Source organism: Parabacteroides distasonis ATCC 8503 (assembly GCF_000012845.1).
Classification (GTDB): domain Bacteria; phylum Bacteroidota; class Bacteroidia; order Bacteroidales; family Tannerellaceae; genus Parabacteroides; species Parabacteroides distasonis.
In genome coordinates this window covers 1973591-1998372 of sequence record NC_009615.1, presented here as the reverse complement: position 1 = coordinate 1998372, position 24782 = coordinate 1973591, and the positions used below count along the sequence as shown (strand labels likewise).

Annotated in this window: 17 protein-coding genes; 10 read left to right on the top strand and 7 right to left on the bottom strand. The window is 46.4% G+C overall.

The genetic code is table 11. From position 1 onward, the window contains the following. Positions 1 to 17: 17 nt before the first annotated feature. The 4 genes from BDI_RS08425 to BDI_RS08410 all read right to left on the bottom strand — a co-directional run bounded on the left by BDI_RS08425 (position 18) and on the right by BDI_RS08410 (position 8251). Positions 18 to 1841 (bottom strand): DUF4091 domain-containing protein, encoded by a 1824-nt coding sequence (locus BDI_RS08425; protein ID WP_011966561.1) that lies wholly within the window; start codon positions 1839 to 1841, stop codon positions 18 to 20. A 123-nt stretch (positions 1842 to 1964) separates the two neighbouring features. Beyond that, positions 1965 to 3611: a RagB/SusD family nutrient uptake outer membrane protein gene (locus tag BDI_RS08420; RefSeq protein WP_011966560.1), complete on the bottom strand. Its 1647-nt coding sequence runs from the start codon at positions 3609 to 3611 to the stop codon at positions 1965 to 1967. 27 nt (positions 3612 to 3638) lie between these two features. Next, positions 3639 to 7046, bottom strand: coding sequence for a TonB-dependent receptor (locus BDI_RS08415; protein WP_005858129.1), 3408 nt, complete (start codon positions 7044 to 7046; stop codon positions 3639 to 3641). Between the two features lie 191 nt (positions 7047 to 7237). After that, positions 7238 to 8251 (bottom strand): FecR family protein, encoded by a 1014-nt coding sequence (locus BDI_RS08410; protein ID WP_011966559.1) that lies wholly within the window; start codon positions 8249 to 8251, stop codon positions 7238 to 7240. 110 nt (positions 8252 to 8361) lie between these two features. Between BDI_RS08410 and BDI_RS08405 the strand changes: the two genes are divergently transcribed. Further along, positions 8362 to 8904 carry an RNA polymerase sigma-70 factor gene (locus tag BDI_RS08405; protein ID WP_005858125.1) on the top strand — a complete coding sequence of 181 codons (543 nt, stop codon included), beginning with the start codon at positions 8362 to 8364 and terminating at the stop codon, positions 8902 to 8904. A gap of 55 nt (positions 8905 to 8959) precedes the next feature. On the opposite strand, the gene BDI_RS08400 is transcribed toward BDI_RS08405, so the two are convergent. Then, complete coding sequence (locus tag BDI_RS08400) at positions 8960 to 9580, bottom strand: HU family DNA-binding protein (protein WP_008779597.1); 621 nt, start codon at positions 9578 to 9580, stop codon at positions 8960 to 8962. A 323-nt stretch (positions 9581 to 9903) separates the two neighbouring features. On the opposite strand from BDI_RS08400, the gene BDI_RS08395 reads away from it, so the two are divergent. From BDI_RS08395 to BDI_RS08370, 6 genes are all read left to right on the top strand, one after another. Next, positions 9904 to 10875, top strand: a complete 972-nt coding sequence (locus BDI_RS08395; RefSeq protein WP_011966558.1) for a FecR family protein — start codon at positions 9904 to 9906, stop codon at positions 10873 to 10875. A gap of 172 nt (positions 10876 to 11047) precedes the next feature. Next, the gene (locus BDI_RS08390; protein ID WP_011966557.1) at positions 11048 to 14422 is read left to right on the top strand and encodes a TonB-dependent receptor; all 3375 of its coding nucleotides are present in this window, start codon (positions 11048 to 11050) and stop codon (positions 14420 to 14422) included. A gap of 18 nt (positions 14423 to 14440) precedes the next feature. Next, positions 14441 to 15946, top strand: a complete 1506-nt coding sequence (locus BDI_RS08385) for a RagB/SusD family nutrient uptake outer membrane protein (protein WP_011966556.1) — start codon at positions 14441 to 14443, stop codon at positions 15944 to 15946. 84 nt (positions 15947 to 16030) lie between these two features. Then, entirely contained in the window at positions 16031 to 17461 is a 1431-nt protein-coding gene (locus BDI_RS08380) for a sulfatase family protein (protein WP_009274937.1), read from the top strand. Further along, on the top strand, positions 17458 to 19032 hold the full coding sequence (locus tag BDI_RS08375) for a sulfatase family protein (protein WP_009017144.1): 1575 nt from the start codon (positions 17458 to 17460) through the stop codon (positions 19030 to 19032). Before BDI_RS08380 ends, BDI_RS08375 begins: the two co-directional genes overlap by 4 nt. Before the next feature lie 216 nt (positions 19033 to 19248). Next, positions 19249 to 19440, top strand: coding sequence for a hypothetical protein (locus tag BDI_RS08370; RefSeq protein WP_009274938.1), 192 nt, complete (start codon positions 19249 to 19251; stop codon positions 19438 to 19440). On the opposite strand, the gene BDI_RS08365 is transcribed toward BDI_RS08370, so the two are convergent. Then, positions 19429 to 20520 (bottom strand): glycoside hydrolase family 76 protein, encoded by a 1092-nt coding sequence (locus BDI_RS08365; RefSeq protein ID WP_008779603.1) that lies wholly within the window; start codon positions 20518 to 20520, stop codon positions 19429 to 19431. The genes BDI_RS08370 and BDI_RS08365 overlap by 12 nt on opposite strands. Before the next feature lie 134 nt (positions 20521 to 20654). Between BDI_RS08365 and BDI_RS08360 the strand changes: the two genes are divergently transcribed. The 3 genes from BDI_RS08360 to BDI_RS08350 all read left to right on the top strand — a co-directional run bounded on the left by BDI_RS08360 (position 20655) and on the right by BDI_RS08350 (position 24206). After that, positions 20655 to 21590 carry an alkaline phosphatase gene (locus BDI_RS08360; RefSeq protein WP_005858107.1) on the top strand — a complete coding sequence of 312 codons (936 nt, stop codon included), beginning with the start codon at positions 20655 to 20657 and terminating at the stop codon, positions 21588 to 21590. Positions 21591 to 21601: 11 nt separating this feature from the next. Beyond that, the gene (locus tag BDI_RS08355; RefSeq protein WP_009274939.1) at positions 21602 to 22522 is read left to right on the top strand and encodes an endonuclease/exonuclease/phosphatase family protein; all 921 of its coding nucleotides are present in this window, start codon (positions 21602 to 21604) and stop codon (positions 22520 to 22522) included. Positions 22523 to 22628: 106 nt separating this feature from the next. Beyond that, a complete protein-coding gene (locus BDI_RS08350) occupies positions 22629 to 24206 on the top strand; it encodes a carboxylase (protein WP_011966555.1) in 1578 nt (525 codons plus the stop codon). Between the two features lie 142 nt (positions 24207 to 24348). Here the strand turns inward: BDI_RS08350 and rpiB are convergent, their stop codons facing one another. Continuing rightward, positions 24349 to 24780: a ribose 5-phosphate isomerase B gene (gene rpiB / locus BDI_RS08345; protein ID WP_005866347.1), complete on the bottom strand. Its 432-nt coding sequence runs from the start codon at positions 24778 to 24780 to the stop codon at positions 24349 to 24351. Positions 24781 to 24782 lie beyond the last annotated feature (2 nt).

Here is a 24782-nt window from a genome sequence, read left to right as displayed (position 1 = left end):
CCTGCTATATAAGCCCATTATTTCGCCAATAGATCGGACAGTTGACGGATGATGAGGTTACCCTTACGTACGTCTGCCGATATCTTGCTCTCGTCGAACTCTTTCTCTTTGGGGAAGATGGACAAATGTTGGTCCAGCTGCTTCAATAAGCCTTGGGCTTGAGCATTACCCGATTGGGCGGTCAGCTCCCGTAAGATACGGACCTTCTCGAAATCCACGATACCCTCTCTCATCTTCTCGAAGCGGATGCAACTCTTGCCTCCCGGATATACCATATAGCAGTCGCCCGCCGCCCAAGAGCCATGACGTGCGTCGCGATCGGCATCTTCCGGCCAAGCGTCGTAAGCCCATCGCAAGAAGCCGTCGTACCCATACGCCATTACATACCAACTGATCCAACGTCCCTCGATAGGAGGTGAGAACACGAAGTTGTTCGGGATCGGCGGGTTACAGCATACGTATACGGTGGACGTGCGTCCGGTGGCGGTCCGTGCCTTTTGCTCGGTGATGGTAGGTTCCTCCCCGTAGAGGAAAGAATAATCGTCCAGCAGTCCGTCCAATTCCTTATGCCAATTGCCGGCGTAAGTGATCTTCCAGCATTTATCATGGTTACGCACGACATGGATAGCCGCTAAGGTCTCTTCCATCGGATTCTCGTTGATTCCGATATAGGTGATGTCCAACCAGCTTTTAGCCTCCAGATGGAACTTGAAATCCGTGAGGAAGATATTCCACATCTTCTTGAATTCCTCCGAGCTTGGCGCCCAGTTGATATAAGAATAATCGCCTGTAGCCTCGTCCTTATAGCGGTGACGGAATCCCCAAGGAATCGGGGTGTAGAGGGTGATTGCCTCGTCGATGCCACATTCCATCGCTAATTCTACGTACTCGTCGAAGATCTTGTAGTCGAAGGCCCATGTGCCGTCTGCTTTCTTGATCCACTCGATCATACCCCCCTCGATCATATAGGAGTTATCGGACCAAGGAGAATGTACTCCATAAGTCGTGATGTAGGTACCACCTGCGTCGGCATAATGCTTCAAATGCTGCTTGAGAAGCATCTTATGTTCTGGTGACCAAGGTTCCACGTGATTGTACCATGCCACGGCCCATGGGTTCTGCCATAGGTCCAGACGGTATTTCCAGTCTTTCGGATAGGGGAGCAACTGGTTTTGCACCACGATCTCCAGATTCAATAGTTGAGGAGCCTTGCCTTTCGCCCGTACCTCCACTTTGCCTTTATACGTACCGGGAGCGGTTCCTCTCGGCACATCCACCATCATCCATACCGGACGGGTGGTTTGGGAAGGGAGATCGAAGCGGTCCAGCGTCTCGAAACGGTCTGGCATCGAGAAGCCGGATTTGTAGGGAGATTCCCCGCAGATGGCTTTTTTCTCGGCATACGGATAATTGGACAATACGTAACGCACCAACTCGAAGGTAATCCGGTCTTTCGGGATGATGTTTCCCTCGGCGCTCCTCAAGTCTTGCGTAGAGACACGTACTTGTTCCAACGCTTCTGACGACCATACCAATATCTGGGCATTCGCTCTTTCCCCCCTCCAAACGGTCGTAGAGTAGGAAGATGATAAATCGTTGTCATGGTTTACGGGTACTTCTTTCCGGAAATAAAGCCGGTCGGTCGATCCGAAGGCGGAATGGATACCCGCCTGATTGCTCCAAGCGGGTTCATTCACGCAAAAATCAAATGTTAACTCCGGGTCATAGTGGTGACTCCGTACAGGGACAAACGTGGAATCCATCTGCCCCGGATACACTTGGCCTAGACTGATATGAGAATAAATAAAAAAACTAGCTACCGCTAAAAAGTATTTCTTCATGCTATAAAAATTTAAGATAATTCATATTTAAATGGGATTCCCCTCCCAGATAGGTAGGCCCTCCCTTCTCGTATAGGTTGGGCCTACCCTCATGTATATAGTCGCTTATTCTTGGAAAAACCCTTACCAACCCGGGTTCTGTTCCAAGGTTCCTTTCGACAATTGTACCTGTTGCAAAGGGATCGGGGATAGCCAATGCTTCGGTGTCTGGAACTTGCGGGCGGACGCAGGTTGGGCGATGATAAAGCCTTCGCTATCCACCTGTATATCCTGTCCGATCACCAACTCCGGGAATTTCTGTTGATACTCCGTACCCACGAATTTCACGCCACGGATCGCAAGGGGAAGAACTGTTTCTGCCGTGCCCCAACGACGTAGGTCGTCCCGACGGTATCCTTCGAATGCCAGTTCCACGGTTCTCTCACGCCGGATCTCTTCCTGCATATTCAGTCCGTTCGTCGCTACAAACGCATTGGTCAAGCGAGGCATATTCGCCCGGTTTCGCAGGTCATTAATGGTCAGGTCTAATTGCTCGTCCGTGATCTGTCCGTTCTTCTCGTATAAAGCCTCGGCCAAGATTAATAGGACCTCTCCGTAACGGAATTCCTTGAAATCGTATTCCCCAATGAATTGTACGGCATCCAGCGTTTCATCCATAAACTTGCGGATCATGTATCCGGTCCGGGTGGAATTGTTACCGATGAATCCCGGCTCTACGGTTGCCCATCCGCCCCCTTCCGAGAATATCTCGCTACCGGGTACGACAAACGTTTGCGCCATCCGGGAATCCCGGTTCTCAAATTCGCTTGTCTGGGTTTGGAATCCTTTGAACAACTTGGATTTATCGATAGGTAAACCATCGGTACAAAGGTATACGTCCGCAAGGTTCTTTGTCGGTACCATGGCACCTAATAATAGTTCCCGGGTCCAGTTATGAGTCGCTCTCAATTTGTAATACCGTCTTGCCAACAAGACTTCCTTGCTGTCGTCGCCTTCTAGGATATGAAGATATTTGTAACTGAGTTCTCCTTTCTCGCGATATAGTTCATACTCCTTGGAATCGACAATGGCTTGGGCCGCTTGGATAGCTAGGTCGAGGTATTTGCCTGCGTCCGCCATCCCGTGGTATTTTTGCCAAGTTCCTTCGAACAAGGCCGCACGGGCCTTGAGAGCTAATGCCGCCCCTTGCGTGGTACGTCCTAATTCCTCAGCGGTCAGTCCGCTTTGCTTCGGAAGGAGAGGAATGGCCTTATCCAAGTCCTCGATAATAAAATCGATGATCTCCTGTTGGCTGGAACGAGGTGTGTAAAGTTCCTCCGAGGAGGTATTTAACGGGATGTCTATCTTAGGCACTCCTCCATAAGTTTTCACCAATTTCCAATAGTTGTAGGCACGGAAGAAATGCGCTTCTGCTTTCCAACGTCCGATCTCTTCGTCCGACAAACCGGATTCCTCCGCTTTCTTAAGCAAATAAGAGGTAGATTGGACAAATTTCCATGGGTTGTCCCAATCATCCGAGTTGACCGGGGCCAGATAGGAACCGTCGCTGACATCGTTCGTGCCGGAACCAAAGGCGATATCCGAGTTCATGTCTATATATTGGGAGACCTCTTGGAGCCCAAAATAGAAATCGTTGGCGGCCAATTCAAAGTCGGCCGGCTTTTGCCAGAATACAGCGTCCGACACTTGATCCATTGGCATTTTATCCAGCTCACAACTGAATAGTCCTAAGGTGGCGGATAACGTGATAATTATATTGAATCGTTTCATAATATTCGTTTTATTAAATAGAAAACCTTAGAAAGTCAAGTCGATACCAAATGAGTAGTAACGTTGGAACGGATAGTTGAAACCTCCAGTGTCAGACTCTGGGTCCCAACCGCCTTTTACCCCGTGTATCTCGAATAAGTCTTGTCCGCTTACATAAAAACGGGTCCGCTCGATACCGATCTTCTGCAATAAGCTTTTCGGCAGGGTATATCCGATCTGGATGTTCTTTAGGCGTACGTAAGCGGCGTTGATCTTTTGCATCGTAGACGCTTGGTAGTTCCAATGCCTGATATCGCCGTGGGTCAGACGAGGATAATATGCGTCTTGACGATCCTCATTCCAGGTTTGCCCGTAATAGAACTGAGGCGGATATCTCCACCAGTCGCTCCAAGGCATGGAGAACTCACCTTCACGGAACAAGGTGCGTTTAGCGACTCCTTGGAAGAATACGCTGATATCAAAGTTGTTCCACTTGGCACCCAAGTTTAATCCGAATGTATATCGGGGAGTGGTTGAGCCGACATACTTAGCGTCGCCGTCGTCCCCTTCCTTATCACCGTAAGTGGAGATTTTCCCATCGCCGTTCAGATCCTTGAATTTGGCATCGCCGATACCGATATTAGAGGGTACGCCTTCCAGCTTCTTGTAAGCGTCCAGATCCGCTTGGTCCTTGACTACGCCATCATATACATAGGCGAAATAGGAGTTGATGGGATATCCTTCTCTCGTCTTGTTCAAGCCTAGCTCATAAGTGTCCGAGCCTCCGTATTCCACGAGCTTGTTCTTAGCGTCGCTCAATTGGAATTGTGCGGAATATTCGACATTACCGATTTTGTCCGTCCAGTTTAAGGTAAGCTCGAAGCCATTCGTACGCAATTTGCCCGAGTTCGTATCCGGGGGAGTTGCCCCTAGCATACTGGGATAAGTTACGGGGATCAACATATTATTGTTCATCTTCACGAAGTAGTCGAAAGAGAATCCTAAGCGGGAGTCTAAGAAAGCGGCATCAATACCTGCGTTGATATTCTCCAAGATCTCCCATGTGCGATTTACGCCGGCTAAGACATCCAGCCCCATCGCTTGTGTTTGTGAACCGCTGCCGAAAGGATAGGTCAATTTAGTTCCCCAACCGTCGTCCCTGAATTTTAGCAACTGGATATAATCGTATAGACGAATACCTTCTTGATTACCTGTTTGTCCGTAAGAAGCTCTTAGTTTCAATTCGTTGAATACCTTAGAGCTCTTTAGGAATTCCTCTTGAGAGATACGCCAGCTAGCGGATACGCCGGGGAACATTCTCCAACGGTTACCCGGGGCGAAGCGGGAGGAACCATCGTAGCGGAAGTTTGTCTCCAAGATATACTTATTCTTGAAGCTGTATCCGATACGGGCGAAAGCCGAGCTTGTCGCCCAATGTTCAGCTTTGGCGTCGTTCTTCATATTTCCGGTGCCACCAAGGTTGAGTTCCCATAATTCGTCTGTGATGAAATTATCTCGGCGTGCCATGAACATACGGACCTCTTCTGCCTCATAAGCCATACCTAACATGGCATCTAAATGATGATCCAGTCCGAAGTTCTTATTATAATTCAAGTAAGCCGTATAATTTTGATAGATGGTTTCCTCGGTCGTACGATCTACAGCGGATTGTTCGGGACTACCTGCTCCCGTATAATAATTGATGTCACCGTCCCATGTATAGAGCGGGATGGCTTTCGCTATATCCTCGTTATTCTTGTTTTTGTAGTTTAAGCCCACTTGAGCGTTAAACACGAGTCCGTCCGTGATATCGGCGATCAATCTAAAGTTACCGTTCATCTCCCGGGTATTGAACGTGGCGGTCTCGCTTTCCTTGGCCAGCGCTATCGCATTGCTCCAGCCTCCTTGCGTGAAGAACTCTCCGTTGGCGTTATAGATCGGGAAGTTCGGCATATCAAACATCGCCTCGCCGATCACCCAAGCGCCATTACTTCCTATGTCCGTACGTTTCTGGTTATCCAAAGATACCTTTGTCTCTAATTTTAGCCACTTTGCCAATCGATAATCATAATTCATACGCAGATTGTATTTGGTATTATTATCGTCTGCATATTTTACCACGCCAAATTGTTTGCTGTAGCCGGCGGATAGGTAATAGTTAGACTTCTCGCCTCCACCGGAGATTGTTAGGTTATGGCGATGTTGTACGCCATTGGTCAGCAACTCGTCCATCCAGTCCGTGTTCGTGAAAAAGAGCTTCCAGCCGGGTTGGGTGGGATGGTCGATAGGGTTCGGATCGTTCGCTAAGATGCGATCCAGAAGCTCTTGGGTATAGAGTGGGGCGGCACCGTTGTGTATGTTCGCCTCGTTATCCATAATCGCCATCTCATAATTTGTCGGGGCTTTCATGATTCCGGTCATTTTCGTGATCGCCAAGTTCCCGTTGTAAGTAAGTTTCGGTGCTCCGCTCTTTCCTTTCTTAGTCGTGATTAATACAACACCTCCGGCGGCACGGGAACCATATATGGAGGCTGAGGCATCTTTCAATACCGATATAGCCTCGATATCCTGCGGGTTGATCATATTCATATCCCCGGGGATTCCGTCGACCAAGACTAGCGGGGTATTCCCTCCGTTCGTGGAGGAGGCGCCACGCACGTTCAAGTCGAATTCCTCGTTACCCGGTTGTCCGGATGTTCGCTGAACGACCATACCGGGAATTTCTCCTTGCAAGGCGGACAGGACATTTGTAACCGGCTTAGAGTCGATTACCTCGGAGGATATTTTCGAGATCGCTCCGGAAAGATTGCTTCGTTTCTGTGTTCCGTAACCGATCACGACTACCTCATCAAGCTTCTGGGTGTCTTCCTTTAGCTGGATATTGAGGGTTTTGTTGTTGCCTACGGCCACTTCTTCCGATAAATAGCCGATGTAGGATATGAGTAGGATCGATTTACCGTTCGCCTCGATGCTGTACTGACCGTTCAGGTCGGTAACTGTACCATTTGACGTACCTTTTACCACGACATTCGCTCCGATGATCGGTTCGCCCCGTTCATCTGTAATGATACCGGTCACTTTTCGGTCTTGCGTCACCGGAACGGAGGCGTTGCCCGCGTTTCCGAGACTGACGGCTATCGTGTTATTCTCCCGCTTAAAATAAAGATTGGCTTGCCGGGTGATCTCGTTCAATACGCTGTTGACGGGAGCGTTTTTGAACTTTAGGTTAACCTGTACGTTCCGGTTCGCGATGGCTTCTCCATAGAAAAATTTTAATCCTGTCTGCTTCGACAAATCATCAAAGACTTTCTGTATGGGTTGGTTTTTGACTTGAATTGTTATTCTTTCTTTCTGATTTTCTTGCGCTTGCAGAGGTTCAGGGGAGCCTAACGCTAAAAAAACTAAAATAATAGAACAACACATCCAATTATTCCTAGTAATAGTTGGAAAGTTCATAATTTTGTATGTTTAAAGGTTGTTTTTATACACTTTTAAAAACAGTCCGATTTATGTAATCTCCAAGGGGGTCCAATCCAAGGGTGTACATATCGGGAAAGATAAAGGGAGATCGAAGGTCAGAGGTCGGTTTCCCTTTTTTATGTGGCTAAGCTTATGTCGTATCTTTCATGGGCAAATCGATTTTAAGGTTAATGACTCGTTTTATATAACACGATCCGACTTTCTTCTTTCCGGTATCGGATGCCGGTTGAATATTGAATTGCGTTCAGTACGGCTTCCAGACTTTTATTGTCGTGCTCGCCATAGATGTAATCGTCGAATACGACATTCGGATCGAGTACGATCTCTTGATTATACATCCGCTCCAAATCGTGTATAACGCTACTGATAGGTGTCCGGTTGAAATAAAGGCCGCCTTGCAGCCAAGCCGTTACTTTTTGGGCGTCCTCGTTCTTTTTAAGAATCTCTCCATTTGTGTTATTCACGATTATCTGCTCGTTCGGTAATAGGCGCATTACGCTTTCGGGCATATCCACCTCAACTTTTCCGGTCCGAACGCTGACGGCCATCAACTCATCCTCTTGATAGGCTTTTACGTTGAAAGAGGTTCCGAGTACTTTTACGTCGGCTTGCCGGGTACGGACGATGAAGGGCTTGCCCTCGTCTCTCATGACATTGAAAAAAGCTTCTCCTTCCATTTCTACCAAACGGATGTCAGAGGTAAATTCCGTTGGGTATCGCATGACGGTACCGGCGTTTAGATGAACGACCGTGCCATCGGGAAGGGTGACTTGCTTATGTTCGCCATGATTGACGCTTATTTCCGTTAGGAGATGGTCGCTGGCAGATGTATGCTGCTTTGCTGAATGATTTAGGTATAGTTTCGCTCCGAATCCGATGGAAACGATAATCGCTATGCTCGCCGCGTACTTGATGAAAGTGGATAGGGAGATTCTTCTTTCTCTTTTACGTGTCTTATCCAACAGGTCTTGCGCCTCCTTCTTATAAAGCAGATGATTATGGGAATCGGATTGAGGTAAGTCTTGCGCCTCGTTCCAGACCCGGTCCATTTCGCTTTCTAATTCTGCTCGCTCGGTTATGGATGCGGCTAGCTTCCGCAAGGTCTCTATATCGTTCCGTGTATAGAGTCCATTTACATATCGGATTAATAAATCGCTTATATATTTGTTTTCTTCTTCCATTATTTCTCGTGCTATATTAATAGTACAAAGAAGTCCGGGAGAACTGGGATATCATTAACTTTTATTAGTATATGATTTTATTATCTTCGCGAAACGATATGTGATGCTAAATGGAAGAGAGACAAATTATAAAGTCGTTGAAAGAAGGAGATAGGGAGGCTTTTTCGATGTTGTATAAACAATATTGGGAAAAGGTTTATCATTTCTGCGGGCTTTATTTGAATAATCGGGATGTAGCCGAGGATGTGGTACAAGAGGTGTTTATCAAGGTCTGGGAGTCGAGGGAATTCATCCGGGAGGATGATAACTTCAAGGGTCTTCTGTTTATCATCACCCGTAACTTGATCTTTAATCATCACCGGAAGAACGTGAACGAGGACTTTTATAAAATGACGGTCTTGTCCGCTATGGATACCTCCTACGACTTAGAGGAAGAGATCACCGCCTATAACTTGGGGGAGTATATCGATCATTTGATAGAGGAATTGCCGGAAAGACGCCGGGTTATCTTTAATCTAAGCCGGAAGGAGCATAAAAGCTATAAAGAGATAGCCTTCCAACTCAATATTTCCGAGAAGACCGTTGAGAACCAGATCAGCGAAGCCTTGAAGTTCTTGAAGAAAAATATCATGTTACTTATCTGGTTTATCTAGCGCTTTCCTAGGTCACGTATTTGTAGAGTCCGGAAGTGCCACTGCGTCTTAAGTTTTAGTTTTGCCCGTCTTCTTTTTCAGGCAGCACATAAATCCGGTGTGTTCGATATCCTACGCTGGCTATTACGTTATCCTTGATAAATTGCTTGATATCCTCGCTCGCACGGTAGCGGGTACAATTGTTCAAGCCGGCGTAATCGGTGAGATTTATATATGAGTTTCTTTCTAGATAAGATAACATCTTAGCCTTCCTTCCCTCGATTCCCGTTTTGGGCAGATTTTCCCGTTTAACCAAGATGGGGGCGTTCTTTTTTACCATCTCCTTCAGTCGGGGAGAGCAGCGGAAGTTAACGCCGTGTATGCTAGCGCTTGATTTAGTATTTCCTTTCTGGTCCGTTACTTCTTTGCTTTTTACCGATGGCGAGAAATGTCCCAATCCTTCCAGTTCCACGCTGTACCCATAGGATAATTCCCTGCCGATATAGGAAGTAAGTGCCTCCAATACACCTTTTATGTCGGCGGAGGTGACGGATGAGCATTCGGAAATATACTCACATATATCGTTCATGCGTTTGGTATCTCTGGTGATGACTCGTGCGCAGGATGTTGGCCCGCGTTGTTCATTGCCCGGTGTATTATAAATACTGACTTGGATGCCACTTCTTGGTTTTCCCATGATTTTCTCGTTATTTAAATGGATAATGTATAGGATGCCTCGGAGATTTAACGTTTATCTCTTTGGCGTTTCTATTTGATGAAATCGGTTGCCGACGCCCTCGGCAATGCTGCTGACGCTGTCGGAAATATTGCTGACGGCGTCGGAAATACTGCCGACACCGTCGGCAACCAATTTCATTGAATACAAAGGACGGAAATATAAGGATGGAAAGCAAGGAAGATCCGTTATATTTCTTGTATACCTAAGTGAAATTTTTTTATCACCCAATAGGGGGAAGGAAAACATGGCGTGTATTTATAAATAGAACAAGAATAATAAACATGAGCGAAGATACGAGAACGATATTGAAGAAGTTGATGCGGGATGCTCTGGATGAGAAAGATCGGCAACGTTTGCTGTGTGACCCAAAAGTGGAAGAGCGTATGCGTTCCCAATGGGACGAGGCTGCGGATCGCGTGAATCCCGTGGTGGGGAATCGCATGTGGGAACGAATCATAGCCCGGACAATGGCGACAAACGGTGTCCGTAAACTCTGGGTCTATAAGATTACGGCGATAGCCGCCTCCATATTGCTACTTTTAGGTGTAGGAAGCGTAGTTTATTGGTCTCATACGAAAGAAGATCAATATATATATGTAATGGCCTCCGGTGTCCGTTGCATAGAGTCGGTTTCCTTATCGGACGGTACGACCGTGAGAATGGGGCCTAATAGCCAATTGATCTACCCAAAGAGTTTCGATGGCAAGACCCGTGATGTGGAATTAAAAGGGCAAGCCTTCTTCGACGTGGCGAAAGATCGGGAAAGACCATTTACCGTGCATACCAAGAACATGGATGTAACGGCCTTGGGCACGGCCTTCGAGGTTTTCAATTATGATTCCGAGAGCAAGTTGGAGACGATCCTGCTAAACGGTAAGGTGAAGATTGGCTTGGGAGGTCCCAATATGAAGAACAGGCGTGAGGTGATATTGAATCCGAACGAGATGTTGGTTTTCGACAAACAAGCGAATACCGTTAGAGTTAAGACGGTTAATGCCGAGGAGTATTCGGGTTGGCGTAACGGTGTCCTCAGTTTTGAGAACGAACGCTTGAGCATGATCCTTACCCGTCTGGAGCCTTGGTTCGGGCGGAAGATAAAATGCCCGAAGGAGATAGCGGAGAAATATCGGTTTACGTTTAAGGTACGGGATGAATCCTTGGAGCGAATCCTGTTTATGCTGAGCAATACGTCACCCATTAAATACAGAGAGAAAGACAATGAATATGAACTATATATAAAGGGAGATAAATGAGTGTCTAACGTTAAATTCTAAAAGATATGCTTGTTAACAGTTCTTAAGTCTAATAAAAAAACAGGAGGACAAACTAGGTTTCTCCTCCTGAGCAAATGTTCTTGACGGCAGGCGTTAGGAGTTGAGAGGCCGACACACCTGCTAATTTATTCATCAGAAACATTACAAAGTTATGAAAAAAATCAGAAAAGTAAACCGAGTCATGAAGATAAGTACGTTGTTATCCTTGGCTTTCGCATGTACTGTATCCGCTTCTACCTATGGACAGAATTATAAGCTTTCCATGAATAAACAGGATTGCAGTATATCGGAAGTGCTAAAAGAAATAGAGAAAAATAGTGAGTACACGTTCTTCTTGAATGATAATCAAGTAAATGTAAATAGGAAAACGAGTGTAAAAGCAAATAATGCCTCGTTAGAGGAGGTCTTAGAGCAAGCCTTGAAAAATACGGGATACCAATATGAGATTGTAGACCGGCAGATTATAATTAAGTCAAAGAGTGTTTCAAGTGTCTCACATCCGAATGCCTTATTCCAGTCTTCGCCACGAAAGATTACCGGACAAGTAAAAGATGCGTTGGGAGAACCCATTATCGGGGCGAATGTTGTCGTTAAAGGCACTACGAACGGAACGATTACGGATATCGATGGAAACTTCAGTCTGGAAGTACCGGACAATGCGATCTTGGTAGTTTCTTATATCGGTTATACGGATCGTACGGTCGAGGTCGGTAATTCTTCGAAAGTAATGGTTAGCCTGTCCGAGGATACCCAGAAGTTGGATGAGGTCGTGGTCGTAGGTTACGGAACGCAGAAGAAAGTGAATTTAACGGGAGCGATCTCCTCTTTGGATGCGGAGACGTTGGAGAATCGCCCGATCACCAACTCGACCCAAGCGTTGCAAGGTACGCAAGGTGTTTACGTAAATCAAGCGGGTGCTCAGCCGGGAGCGGACGGGGCGACGATTCGTATTCGTGGTCAGGGAACCTTGAACGATAATAATCCATTGATTTTGGTGGATGGCATCGAGTTTCCGTTGGAAGCGGTAAATCCGAATGATATTGAGAGTATTTCCGTATTGAAAGATGCGGCTTCTTCCGCTATCTACGGTTCTCGTGCGGCGAATGGCGTTGTCTTGGTAAAGACAAAGGGGGGAAAGAAAGGTAAGTTTACCGTCGATTATAATAATTATTTTGGCGTGCAGCAGGCTACCTATCTGCCGGATTTCGTATATGACCCGGTCGTATTTATGGAAATGAGAAACCAAGCGCAACGGAACGAAGGTAAACTAACGGTGGATTATTCTGATGCGTTAATCGAGGAGTACAAACAAGGTATGTTGACAGACCCGATTATGTATCCGCAGAATAATTGGTTGGATATCATGTATAATAATGCCTTTATCATGGAGCATAACATGCGTTTCTCCGGAGGTGATGATAAATATACGTATTCCGTATCTTTAGGTTATGGCGATCAAAATGGAGTATTGCGTGGTACGGACTCCAATAAATATACTTTAGCCGTGAATACGACTGCTCAGGTAAATAGCCGTTTGAAGATCGGCGCTAATATCAATGCGCATTATCAGATCTATAATGAGCCGGTAGCGGGTGTGGCAAACTTAGTGGAGATGACTTATAAAGCGCAGGCTTTCCACCCGACTTATACGGCCGATGGTCGCTATGCGGATACTTTTATCCGTACTCCTGGGCATAATATCTATCGCCATCCGTTGGCGTTGGCCGATGAGGGCGAGAACAAGCATAAGTCCTTGCGTATGTTGGCGAATTTGTCTGCGGAATATAAGCTTCCGTTTGATATCGTTTATAACTTGAATGTCGGTTTAAACAAATATGATTATCTGCAATCTCGTTTTGCGCCTGATGTATACGAATATCAGTTGAAGACCAATGAGGAAAAACGAGTGGTTTATGACGGTCAGAATACACGCCATGCTTATAAAGGTGATAAGAATAACTTGGCAGTTACGGTATTCAATACCTTATCTTGGGGCAAGAAGTTCAATGATGCCCATGACGTAAAAGTCTTGGCTGGCTATAGTTTTGAGAGTGATGATAAGACTGAATTTTCCGCTAAGGTAGAAGGTTTCTTAGGGAACGAGTTGCACGAATTAAATGCGGGTTCTAGTAATCCGAGTGTAGCGGGCACTTCCTCGAGATCAGTCTTGATGTCTTATTTTGGTAGGGTGAATTATGGTTATAAAGACCGTTATTTATTTGAGGGTAACTTTCGTTATGATGGTTCGTCCCGTTTTGCCAAAGGAAATCGTTGGGGTATTTTCCCTTCATTCTCTGCCGGATGGCGTTTGAGCGAGGAAGAATTTATGAAAGATATTCCTTGGATCTACAATCTGAAATTGAGAGCTTCTTGGGGACAATTGGGTAACGAGCGTATCGATTTGTTCCGCTACGTGGACCTAATGAACTTGAAGGTGATAAAAAATGATGGTTCAATCACGGATTATAACTACCCGTTGAATGGAGCGATGCAATCCGGAGCGGCTATTACCGCTTATAACGATCCGAACATTACATGGGAGACAACGACCATGACGAATGTCGGTATTGACGCTAGCTTATTAAACGGAAACTTGGATTTCTCTTTCGAGTTCTTTGATAAACGTACTTCCGACATCTTGCGTAAGGTTACTTTGCCGGATCAAGTAGGTGGTCTGGATGGGCCGATCCGTAATATCGGCGAGGTGAGCAATAAAGGTTTCGAGTTGAATATGGGGTATCGGAACAATATCGGGAACTTCCGTTACGAGGTAAATGGAAATATGACCTTTATCAAAAATAAGATCGTTAGCTTGAAGGGGCAAACAATCATTGATGGAATGTTTATCTTGGAAGAAGGAAAGCCTATCGATTCTTATTATATGCTTCATGCTATCGGTATTTTCCAATCTGAGGAGGAAATCAAGAATAGTCCGTATCAAACCGCGGCTACTAAACCGGGATATCTGAAGTTTGAGGATACGAATGGAGATGGGAAAATTACCGAAGATGACCGCCAGATACGTGGTGGTGTGATTCCTAAGATAACTTATGGATTCAATATCAACTTAGGATATAAGGATTGGGATCTGAGCGCTTTCTTCCAAGGTGTAACTGATGTCTATACATATGGAGACCGCATTGGTGCTACTCCTTTATGGTTTGGTTGTGGTTTGCCGGAACAATGGTTGACGGATGCTTGGACTCCCGAGCGGGGAACCAGCGCTACATTGCCTATCTTGACTACATATGAAGGATGCTTGAATGAGAATTTCCGTACAAATGATTTCTGGTTGAGAAACGCCTCTTATTTACGTTTGAAGAACTTGCAACTTTCTTATAACGTACCGGTCTCTTTCTTGAAAAGCGGTGTTGTTAAGAGATTGAAGGTCTTTGTCAATGCGCAAAACTTATTCACGTTCTCTCCGATGAAGGATTTTGATCCGGAGAAGAACTTGAAGGGAAGCAACTGGTATGCCTATCCGTCTGTACGGACTTATACGGCAGGTGTTAATGTCACATTTTAAATAATAAGGAATAATAATATGAGACGTAAAATATATAAGATGATATGTGTCGCTGTCGCTTGTATGAGTTTAACCGCTTGCGATAGCTGGTTGGATGTAGATCCTTCCGATCAATATTCCACGGAAACATTCTGGAAGACAAAAGAGCATGCGAGTGCCGGTATAATGGGATGTTACAACGCATTGAAACTTTGGCGTTCATTGCATACGATGGAATTCGATATGTTGACAGCGAATGCGATGCCTTATAACGAGGCGAATGGTACGCAAGCAATTGGAAAAGGTGAACATTTGTCTACTACGGCTTTAATCGGAAGCTTATGGAAGAACTGTTACGTTGGCATTGGCCGTACGAATACTTTCATCGCTAATGTAGGAGGTGTCGATATGGACGAGTCGGAGAAGGCGAAGATGGTGGGTGAAGCCAAGTTCTTACGAGCTTTCTATTATTTAAGTCTGGTCGATAAATTCGGAGGTGTGCCACTGATTATAGATGCTCCCAATGCGGATGAGCAAGCCGAATTACCTCGCAATTCCAAGGAAGAGGTAGTGAATCAGATTGTCAAGGATTTGGAGGAGGCCGCTGCCGTGCTACCGGACACCTATGCTAGCTCAGACTTGGGACGTGCGACAAAAGGTGCTGCGTTAGCGTTAAAAGCCCGTACTTTATTATATAATTCTCGTTGGGCGGAGGCGGCCCAAGCTGCTAAGCAGGTAATGGAGTCTGGCGTTTATCAATTATTCAATGATTATCGTCATTTCTTTAGCGAAGATAATAAATATAATTGTGAGGTAATCTTTGATATAGAAGCGAAATTGCCAGAGTATCCAACGGATTATGATCAGAATATCTGGCGCTTGAATCGTCCGGCTCCCTTGAAGGAACTGGTTGATACATATCTCTGTGTTGACGGGAAGACGATAGAAGAGTCACCACTTTATGATCCGACTCGTCCGTATGAGAACAGAGATCCCCGTTTATTGAAATCGATCGTTTGCATCGGTTATCCGTATTTAGGAAAGACGATCACAAAAGAAGATGTGGCGACTACGGGTTTCGGTGTGAAGAAATACACTTCTTATGAGGATGATGTAACGATTCCTTTAGTAGAACGTTCGGCTTTCAATTTCATTTTGATTCGTTATGCGGAAGTTCTGTTGACGTATGCCGAGGCGCAGAATGAGGCGAGTGGTCCTGATCAGTCAGTTTATGATGCCATCAACCAATTGCGTAGGCGTCCGGATATCAATATGCCGGAAGTACCAAAAGGTTTGACGAAAGATCAGATGCGTGAGGTAATCCGCCGTGAACGCCGTATCGAGTTGACCTTTGAAGGACTCTACTATTCGGATATCTTGCGCTGGAAAACCGCTGAGAAAGAAAATAATGGTATGATGCATAATTATGAGGGAATAGAAGTCGTGAAACGTTCTTTTAATCCGAAACGAGATTATTTATGGCCGATCCCTTATAACCAAACAGTCTTGAACCCTAATTTGGAGCAAAATCCGAACTGGGATTAATTCTTGGGTAAATTAAAAACTGTTATCTTTGAAGTGCCAAACACAGGATGGCACTTCAAAGCCAATATTTCAATAAATAATATCATGAAGAATAAACTAATGTTACTGACGGCCGCCTCAGCTTTTTCAATGGCAGGCATAGCCGCTGATTACACGAATATCGTCCTAATCAATTTGGATGATGTGGGTTACGGAGATTTTTCTTTTAATGGAGCTTACGGATATACCACTCCGAATATCGATAAGATGGCGGCGGAAGGCGTTCGTTTTACGCACTTTTTGGTAGGACAGCCGATCAGTGGAGCCTCTCGTGCCGGCTTGTTGACCGGCTGCTATCCGAATCGTATCGGTTTTTCCGGCGCTCCGGGGCCAGATTCGAACTACGGTGTCCATCCAGAGGAGATGACGATCGCAGAGGTATTGAAACAGAAAGGATATAGTACCGCTATCTTCGGTAAATGGCATTTAGGTAGCCAAAAGGAGTTCCTCCCCTTGCAAAATGGCTTCGATGAGTATTATGGGTTGCCGTATTCTAACGATATGTGGCCATTCCACCCGCAACAAGGTGAGGTCTTTAATTTCCCGGATTTGCCGACTTATGACGGAAATGAGATTATCGGTTATAATACGGACCAAACACGGTTGACTACGGATTATACCACCCGTTCTGTTAATTTCATCAAGAAGAATAAGAATAAGCCTTTCTTCTTGTATCTGGCCCATAATATGCCCCATGTACCGTTGGCCGTTTCCGATAAATTCAAGGGAAAGAGCGAGCAGGGTTTATATGGCGACGTGATGATGGAGATCGACTGGAGTGTAGGTGAGATATTCAAGGCATTGCGTGAGCTGGGCTTGGAAGATAATACGTTGGTGATCTTGACTTCCGATAATGGCCCTTGGACCAATTACGGGAATCATGCCGGTTCAGCCGGTGGGTTACGTGAGGCAAAGGCTACGACCTTTGATGGTGGTAACCGGGTTCCTTGTATCATGTACTGGAAAGGTAAGACGTTACCGGGCACGACTTGTAATAAGTTAGCTTCTAATATCGACCTTCTTCCTACGTTCGCCGAGATCACGCAGGCTCCGCTTCCTCCTCGCAAGATTGACGGAGTAAGTATCTTGCCGTTGATCGAGGGTAAAAAAGACGCCAACCCACGTGAGTCTTTCGTCTATTACTATCGAAAGAATGACTTGGAGGCTGTTACGGATGGAATGTTCAAATTGGTATTCCCCCATAAATACGTTACTTATGGGGCTTATGAGCCGGGAAACGACGGCCAGCCGGGTAAGTTGACGAATCTGGAGATCATGAAGCCGGAGATGTACGACCTGCGCCGTGATCCGGGAGAGCGTTATAACGTGATTACCCAATATCCGGAGGAAGCCGCTAAATTGATGAAGATCGCGGACCAGAAACGCCATGAGTTAGGGGATGACTTGACTCGTATGAAGGGTACGGAACGTAGGGAACCGGGTTTAGTACAAGGGAAAAAACGTCATGACTTATGAAACAATCGATCATTAGTATCGGAATGACTGCCTGTTGCCTTTCGGGAAACGGGCAGTCTCTCTTTGCCGCCAATAAACCGGCGCAAGAGGAACGTCCCAATATCTTGTTTATCCTATCGGATGATCATACTTCCCAATCGTGGGGTATTTACGGGGGCGTGTTGGGGGAATATGCCCGCAACGAGAATATCCGTCGCTTGGCTGCGGAGGGTTGCGTATTGGATAATTGTTTTTGTACGAACTCGATCTCTTCTCCGAGTCGCGCGGCGATCTTGACCGGAGCCTATAGTCACGTGAACGGTGTCTACACGTTAAGTGATTCTTTTGATCCGGAGCAGGATAATATCGCCAAGCAAATGCGGGCGGGAGGCTATCAGACCGCTTTGGTCGGTAAATGGCATCTGAAAACGCAACCGCAAGGTTTCGACTTCTATTCCGTGTTCCATGACCAAGGCGAGTACCGAGACCCTACTTTTATAAATTGTACGGAACCTTGGCCGGGTGAGCGTAATTTCGGGGAGCGGGTACGAGGTTTCTCCACGGATATCGTGACAGATAAGGCGATCCGTTGGATGAAAGAGGCCGATAAGGACCGGCCTTTCATGATGTGTTGTCATTTCAAGGCTACACACGAACCTTGGGATTTTCCAGAACGGATGAGGCATTTGTATGACGGCGTTGTTTTCCCGGAACCGGAGAACTTATTTGATTGGGGGCCGGAGACGAATGGACGTACTTTCTCCGGACAGCCTTTGGAGGAGTTGGCCCGTCGTTGGGACGTGGCGTCGCAAGACCCTGATAAATGGTGGTGCCGGTATCCGGAGTTGCCTTTTACGACGAAGGGGATGCATCGATCTGCCGCCCGTAGCGCCGCTTACCAGAAATTGGTGCGCGACTATCTGCGTTGCGGGGCTACGATCGACGATAATATCGGGAAGTTATTGAAAGCGCTGGACGATATGGGAATCGCCGATAATACGATCGTGGTGTACGTATCCGACCAAGGTTATTTCTTAGGAGAGCATGGTTTCTTTGATAAGCGTATGATGTATGAGGAGTCTCTACGTATGCCTTTCGTGATCCGTTACCCGAAAGAGATCCCGGCGGGGACCCGCAATAAGGATATGATCTTGAACGTGGATTTTGCCTCTTTGTTGGCGGATTACGCAGGCGTGAAGACCCCGAATGAATCGCAGGGCCATAGTTTTCGCGATAATCTGAAAGGAAATACCCCAAAGGATTGGCGTAAGGAGATGTATTATCGTTATTGGACCCAACATTCGAACCGTCCGGCCCATATGGGTATCCGTAATGAGCGGTATAAACTGATGTTTTTCTATGGCGACCGTCTGAATATGACTGGTTCGGAGGATAAGACCACGACACCAGCATGGGAGTTTTACGACCTTCAATCCGATCCTCGTGAGAATCACAACGCTTATAACGATCCCCAATACGCTAAGATCATCCGGCAAATGAAGGAGGAGATGCTGAAGCTGCGGAAAGATGTTAAGGATGAGGACACGAATACCCCTAAAATGAAGGAGATTATGGATACCTATTATTGGTAAAAAGAAAACGGAGGGAGACGTAGCGTGCTGCGTCGCCTATCCTTTGTAATAGAAGTCCACGCTAGCAACCGAGAGGGCGTGCGGTATGTTATAAAGCATGTATTTCTAGAAAGAAGAAGGAATTTGTTCTTTTGTGAAAAAGAAGTCTTATGTTTGTGCACGATATGAAAAACAGGGTTTATATGGCCCCGTTATCAGTAAAAAACCAGCCTTGACATGAATACAAACAGAGATAAGGCTGTCTCTTTTGGGCGGGACGGCGGAGATGTCCGCCGTCCCGTTTTTTTGTCAATGAGCCAGAGCCGTATGTTACATCCGTTCCAGCTCCGGGGGAGCCAGAGCGGAATATCGCCCGTTGGCTATGTGAATAACGACAAGCTGCGTCTTTCCGGATACCTATTTCGTTAAATCATAAGCCTCTATCACGCATTCCAAAGCGCAAGCGTTTGCTGCCGAGTTTTCCTTGTGGAAAGGGCCGTACCAATAACAACCGAAGCTTTTGGATGTGGGATCATAATCTTTTGTGATGATGGATTCCGCATTTTTCAAGATGAAATCTTTATAAGCCGGATTCTTTGTCACTTCATACAGGAAGGCTAAATGACGGATGAAGATACCCTTAAATTGGACACCGTCGTTGCTATCATCGATCTCGGGCTTCATTTCACGGAGAATACCCTCGTCAGTTATCAATTGTGTGGTGATGGTAGCGTCGGCGATCTTTTCCGCTAGTTCCAAATAAGATTTATCGTTGGTTTGGAGATACATCTCGGCTAAGACAGCGATGGCTACGCCTTGGTTATAGGTGTAGTGGGCATTTCGGTTGGGGGTACAATCGTCTTTGGTACCGTCTTCGATTTGGTAGATGTTCGTATTGATCATGCCGGTTCGCATATACCAATCTACGTTCTTCTTGAACCAGTCGAGGTATGCCGGATTCTGGGTCGCTTTATATAAACGGATCGCCGTAAGGGAGAATAAGTTGTTGGCAATCGAGTTCTTGTAATGCAGTGGATTCTTCTTCCAGAAAATGCCGCCTCCGCAAGCGTCGCTCCAGCCGGTTGTCATATCATCGAATATGATCTCGGCCATATCTAGGTACTTTTTCTCTCCGGTCAGTTTGGAGGCCTCGATCCATGCCAATGCCCACCAACCCTCGTCATCGTAATAATCGTTGATGAAGTTGTCGCAATAACGGGGAGTACCGGTTGAGTCTACGCCTACTTGGTAATGACGGGCTTTCTCGAATACATCCTCTATGACAGAAGGGATGGCCGGATCTTTGGTTACGGCACCGTAGCGAATGGTGGCGGTTAATACGTTCGCCGAGTTCCACCAGCCTGCTGTTTCCCAGATACCGGTCGTGTCGTTTCTCCAGCTTAGGGAGGTTTGTACGCATTCTCGCATCTTTCCTTCAAAAGGGGAAAGTTTGCTACAGGATAGCATGAAAAATACAAGCAATACGCTTGTCAGGAAATGTTTGTACATACGTATTTATTAAAATAAGATTAGATTAAGCTACAAAGATAAATGATCTTTTTGAACTTTATTTAAACTTTGTACCTTTGTCTGACGGAATCTAAGATACTTCAATATTAATCATAAAAGAAAAACACGGTAAGATGAAAAAGCAAATCTTATTTATTTGTTGTGCGGTAATCGCATACTGCCTGAGCGCCTGTAATACGGCACCTCAGCAAGTGCCTTTGAAAGAGAAGAATCTGCCAAAGCATGTAATCTTGATTGGTTTCGACGGCTTGAGCGCCCATTGCTTGAATAATGGGGCGGATATGCCTACTTTCCGTAAGATGATGGCGGAAGGTGCTTCCACGTTAGAGAATCGTTCGATCCTGCCTTCGTCGAGTGCTTGTAATTGGGCTTCCATGTTTATGGGAGCAGGACCGGAGTTGCACGGATATACGGAGTGGGGATCTCGTACGCCGGAGCTTCCTTCCCGTGTCGTGAATAGCGACAACCGTTTCCCGAATATCTTCGGCATGTACCGGGATAAGGCTCCCGAGGCTGAGATTGGCTATATCTATGAGTGGGAAGGCATGAATTATCTGGTGGATACCTTGGCCATGAGCTTCCGTAAGCATGCCCCGATGTCGGCTGAGAACCCGAACGGATGTACCCCGGTAGCCGTTCAGTATATCAAGGAGAAGAAGCCGAACCTTTGCGCGATTATATACGATCAGCCGGATGGTACCGGACATGGCAAGGGATGGAGTTCCCCGGAGTATTTCGCCATGGTGAATCATTTGGACAGTTGCTTGACGCAAGTGATGGACGCCGTTCGTGAGGCGGGTATCATGGATGATACGGTGGTTATACTGACGGCCGACCACGGCGGTATCGAGACCGGTCACGGTGGCAAGACGATGAACGAGATGCAAACCCCGATCGTTTTCTATGGAAAGAACGTAAAGAAAGGCTTCAAAATCCCGGAGAGCACGATGGTATATGATATCGCCGGTACGATGGCTTACCTATTGGACGTACCGCAGCCGCAGGTGTGGATCGCCCGTCCGATATTATCAGCTTTCGAGGATAATTAAAAACATAGATCATGAAGAAAGTTATTTATTCTTTTATTTTTCTTTTTTGCGCCGTATTAACCTTACAGGCGGAGACAATGGTGGTTGCCACCTATAATTTGCGTAACGCCAACGGCGGCGATTCCACGAACGGTAACGGTTGGGGACAACGCTATCCCTACATCGCCCAGATCGTACAATTTCACGGGTTCGATATCTTTGGTACCCAAGAGGGCAAATATTCGCAATTGCAGGACTTGAGGCAAGCCATGCCCGGATATGATTATATCGGTGTGGGACGTGACGATGGTAAGCGGGCGGGAGAGCATTCGGCTATCTTTTACCGCACGGACAAGTTCGAGGTTTTGGAGCATGGCGATTTCTGGCTATCCGAGATCACCGACCGTCCGAATAAGGGCTGGGATGCCGTCCTTCCCCGTATCTGTACGTGGGGTGAGTTCCGGGATAAGCAAACCGGTTTCACTTTCTTGTTCTTCAACCTTCACATGGACCATGTAGGCGTACAGGCACGTGCCGAGAGCGCCAAGCTGATCTTGGAGAAGATCAAGGAGTTCCCCAAGAAACTTCCCGCTATCCTTACCGGCGATTTCAACGTGGACCAAACAAGTGAGTCCTATCAGTTGTTAGATGGTTCCGGTATCATGCGTGACTCTTATGAGATCGCTGATTTCCGCTATGCCCCGAATGGTACCTTCAACGGTTTCCATCCGGACCGCAAGACCGATAGCCGTATCGACCACCTTTTTCTTACGAAAGAATTTGAGGTGAAGAAGTATGGAATCTTAACGGATACTTATCGCTCCGAGGCGAAAGAAAGCGCCCGGAAGGAGCAAAACGGTAATTTCCCGAAAGAGGTGTCATTGAGTAAATATGAGGCCCGTACCCCTTCCGACCACTTTCCCGTAATGATCGTTGTGGAAGTAAAAGACTGAGGTTTTAGAAAAATTGGTTATTATTAACCCCGTAATCTTTATCAAATTTGTTTAGATCTTGTTATATAATCAGAATATTGACTAAAACGATCTAAACAAATTTGGTATGATACGTAAATTATTGATTCGTGATTTGACTCTTCGCGATGGTCAGCAATCGGCATTCGCTACAAGAATGTCTCAAGCGCAAATAGACCGTGTACTTCCTTACTACAAAGACGCAGGCTTTTATGCCATGGAAGTATGGGGTGGGGCGGTTCCCGATTCCGTGATGCGTTATTTAGGTGAGAATCCGTGGGATCGTTTAGAGATCATCAAAGAGAAAATAGGAAATTCCTCCAAGTTATCCGCTCTTTCCCGTGGGCGTAATTTATTCGGTTATAATCCTTATCCCGACGAGATTATAGAAGGCTTTTGCCGGAACTCGATTCGTTCTGGTATCGATATCATGCGTATTTTCGATGCTTTGAACGACGTGGATAACGTGAAATCCACGATCCGTTATGTGAAGAAATTCGGGGGAAAGGCTGACTGTGCCATCTGTTATACGATAGATCCTCACCATTCCCCGGTAGAACGTATAAAAGCCGCCTTGCATGGACGGCCCTTGCATAAGCCTGTTTTTACGAATGAGTATTTCTTAAACAAGGCCCTTCAACTGGAGTCGCTGGGCGCTGATATGATCACCCTGAAGGATATGAGTGGTTTGATACCTCCGGCTCGTACGGCGGAATTGGTGCGATTGTTCAAGAAGAGCCTGAAGGTACCGGTGGATTTCCATACGCATTGTACGCCCGGTTACGGATTGGCGTCGGTCGTATCCGCCATTATCAATGGGGTGGACATCGTTGATACGAATATCTGGAACTTCGCCGGAGGACCGGCCGCTCCCGCCGTGGAGCTGGTCTATATCTTCTGCAAGAAATTGGGTATCGAGCTGGATCTTGATATGGACGCGATCGCTAAGATCAACAAGGAGTTATTGACGATCCGCAAGGAGCTTTCCGTGTTCGATACCGCGAAGAAATTCCCGAGGCCCTTTAATCCCGTAGAGGATAGTTTCCCCGCCGAGATCGACCGCTTCTTCAACGATGCCATCGAGGCCGCCCGGAAAGATAAGGAGGACGATTTGCTGCTTTATTGCCGTGCGATCGAGGAGTATTTTGATTTCCCCGAGCCGAACGAGTTGGTGAAAAAAGCGCAGATCCCGGGAGGTATGTATACGAATATGGTTGCCCAGTTGAAGCAATTGGGGCAGATCGACTTGTTGGAGAAGGCGATGTCGCTCATTCCGCAAGTACGGATGGATGCCGGCTTACCTCCGTTGGTGACGCCTACGAGCCAGATTATCGGGGCGCAAGCGGTTTCCTGTGCGCTGGATGAGCTGAAAGGTCGCCCGATGTATAGTAATCCTTCCAACCAGTTTATCGCCTTGGTAAAAGGAGAGTATGGCAAGACGCCGATTCCGGTAGATCCGGCGTTTCGGTTGAAAATCGCCGGCGTACAAAATGAGGTGCCTTACGACGGTTCCCATTACGTGATGCAAGAGAATCCTGTATTGGAGGATTTGGATGTGCTATTAGCTGAGAATGAGAAAGAAATACTGTTGCTGGAGTTGTTCCCGACGGTAGCCCGTACATTTTTAACTAAATGGAAAGAACAAAAAGCGAGATCGACTGTTTAATAGTAGAAAGTCCTCAAATTTGGCATCCGTCATCTATTATATGTACGTTGCCGTTTAAACGGTGATACGAAAAGGCTCTCCGAATGGTAAGCGAACCATGGGAGAGCCTTCTTTATTTTATAAAGTGACTTTTACGCGGACTCTACAAAGGGATCTTGTCTATACGACGTTGGTGGCGACCACCCTCAAAAGGTGTATCCAAGAATATCTCAACGATTTTCTTAGCCTCTTCCTTGCTGATAAAACGACCGGGCATTGATAACACGTTCGCATCGTTATGCTCACGTGCCAGTTTCGCGATATCCTCTCGCCAGCATAAGGCGGCACGGACACCCCGATGTTTGTTCAAGGTCATACTAATGCCATTCCCTGTACCGCAGACAGCTATTCCCGGATAAACCTCACCAGCTTCTACGGCCTTGCCCATCAGATGGGCGAAATCCGGATAATCGCAACTGTCAGAGGAATAAGTTCCAAAATCTTTATAAGACAATCCCCTTTCATCGAGGATTGTCTTTATATATTCTTTTAACTCAAAACCAGCGTGATCGCTACACAAACCTACTATACCCATCT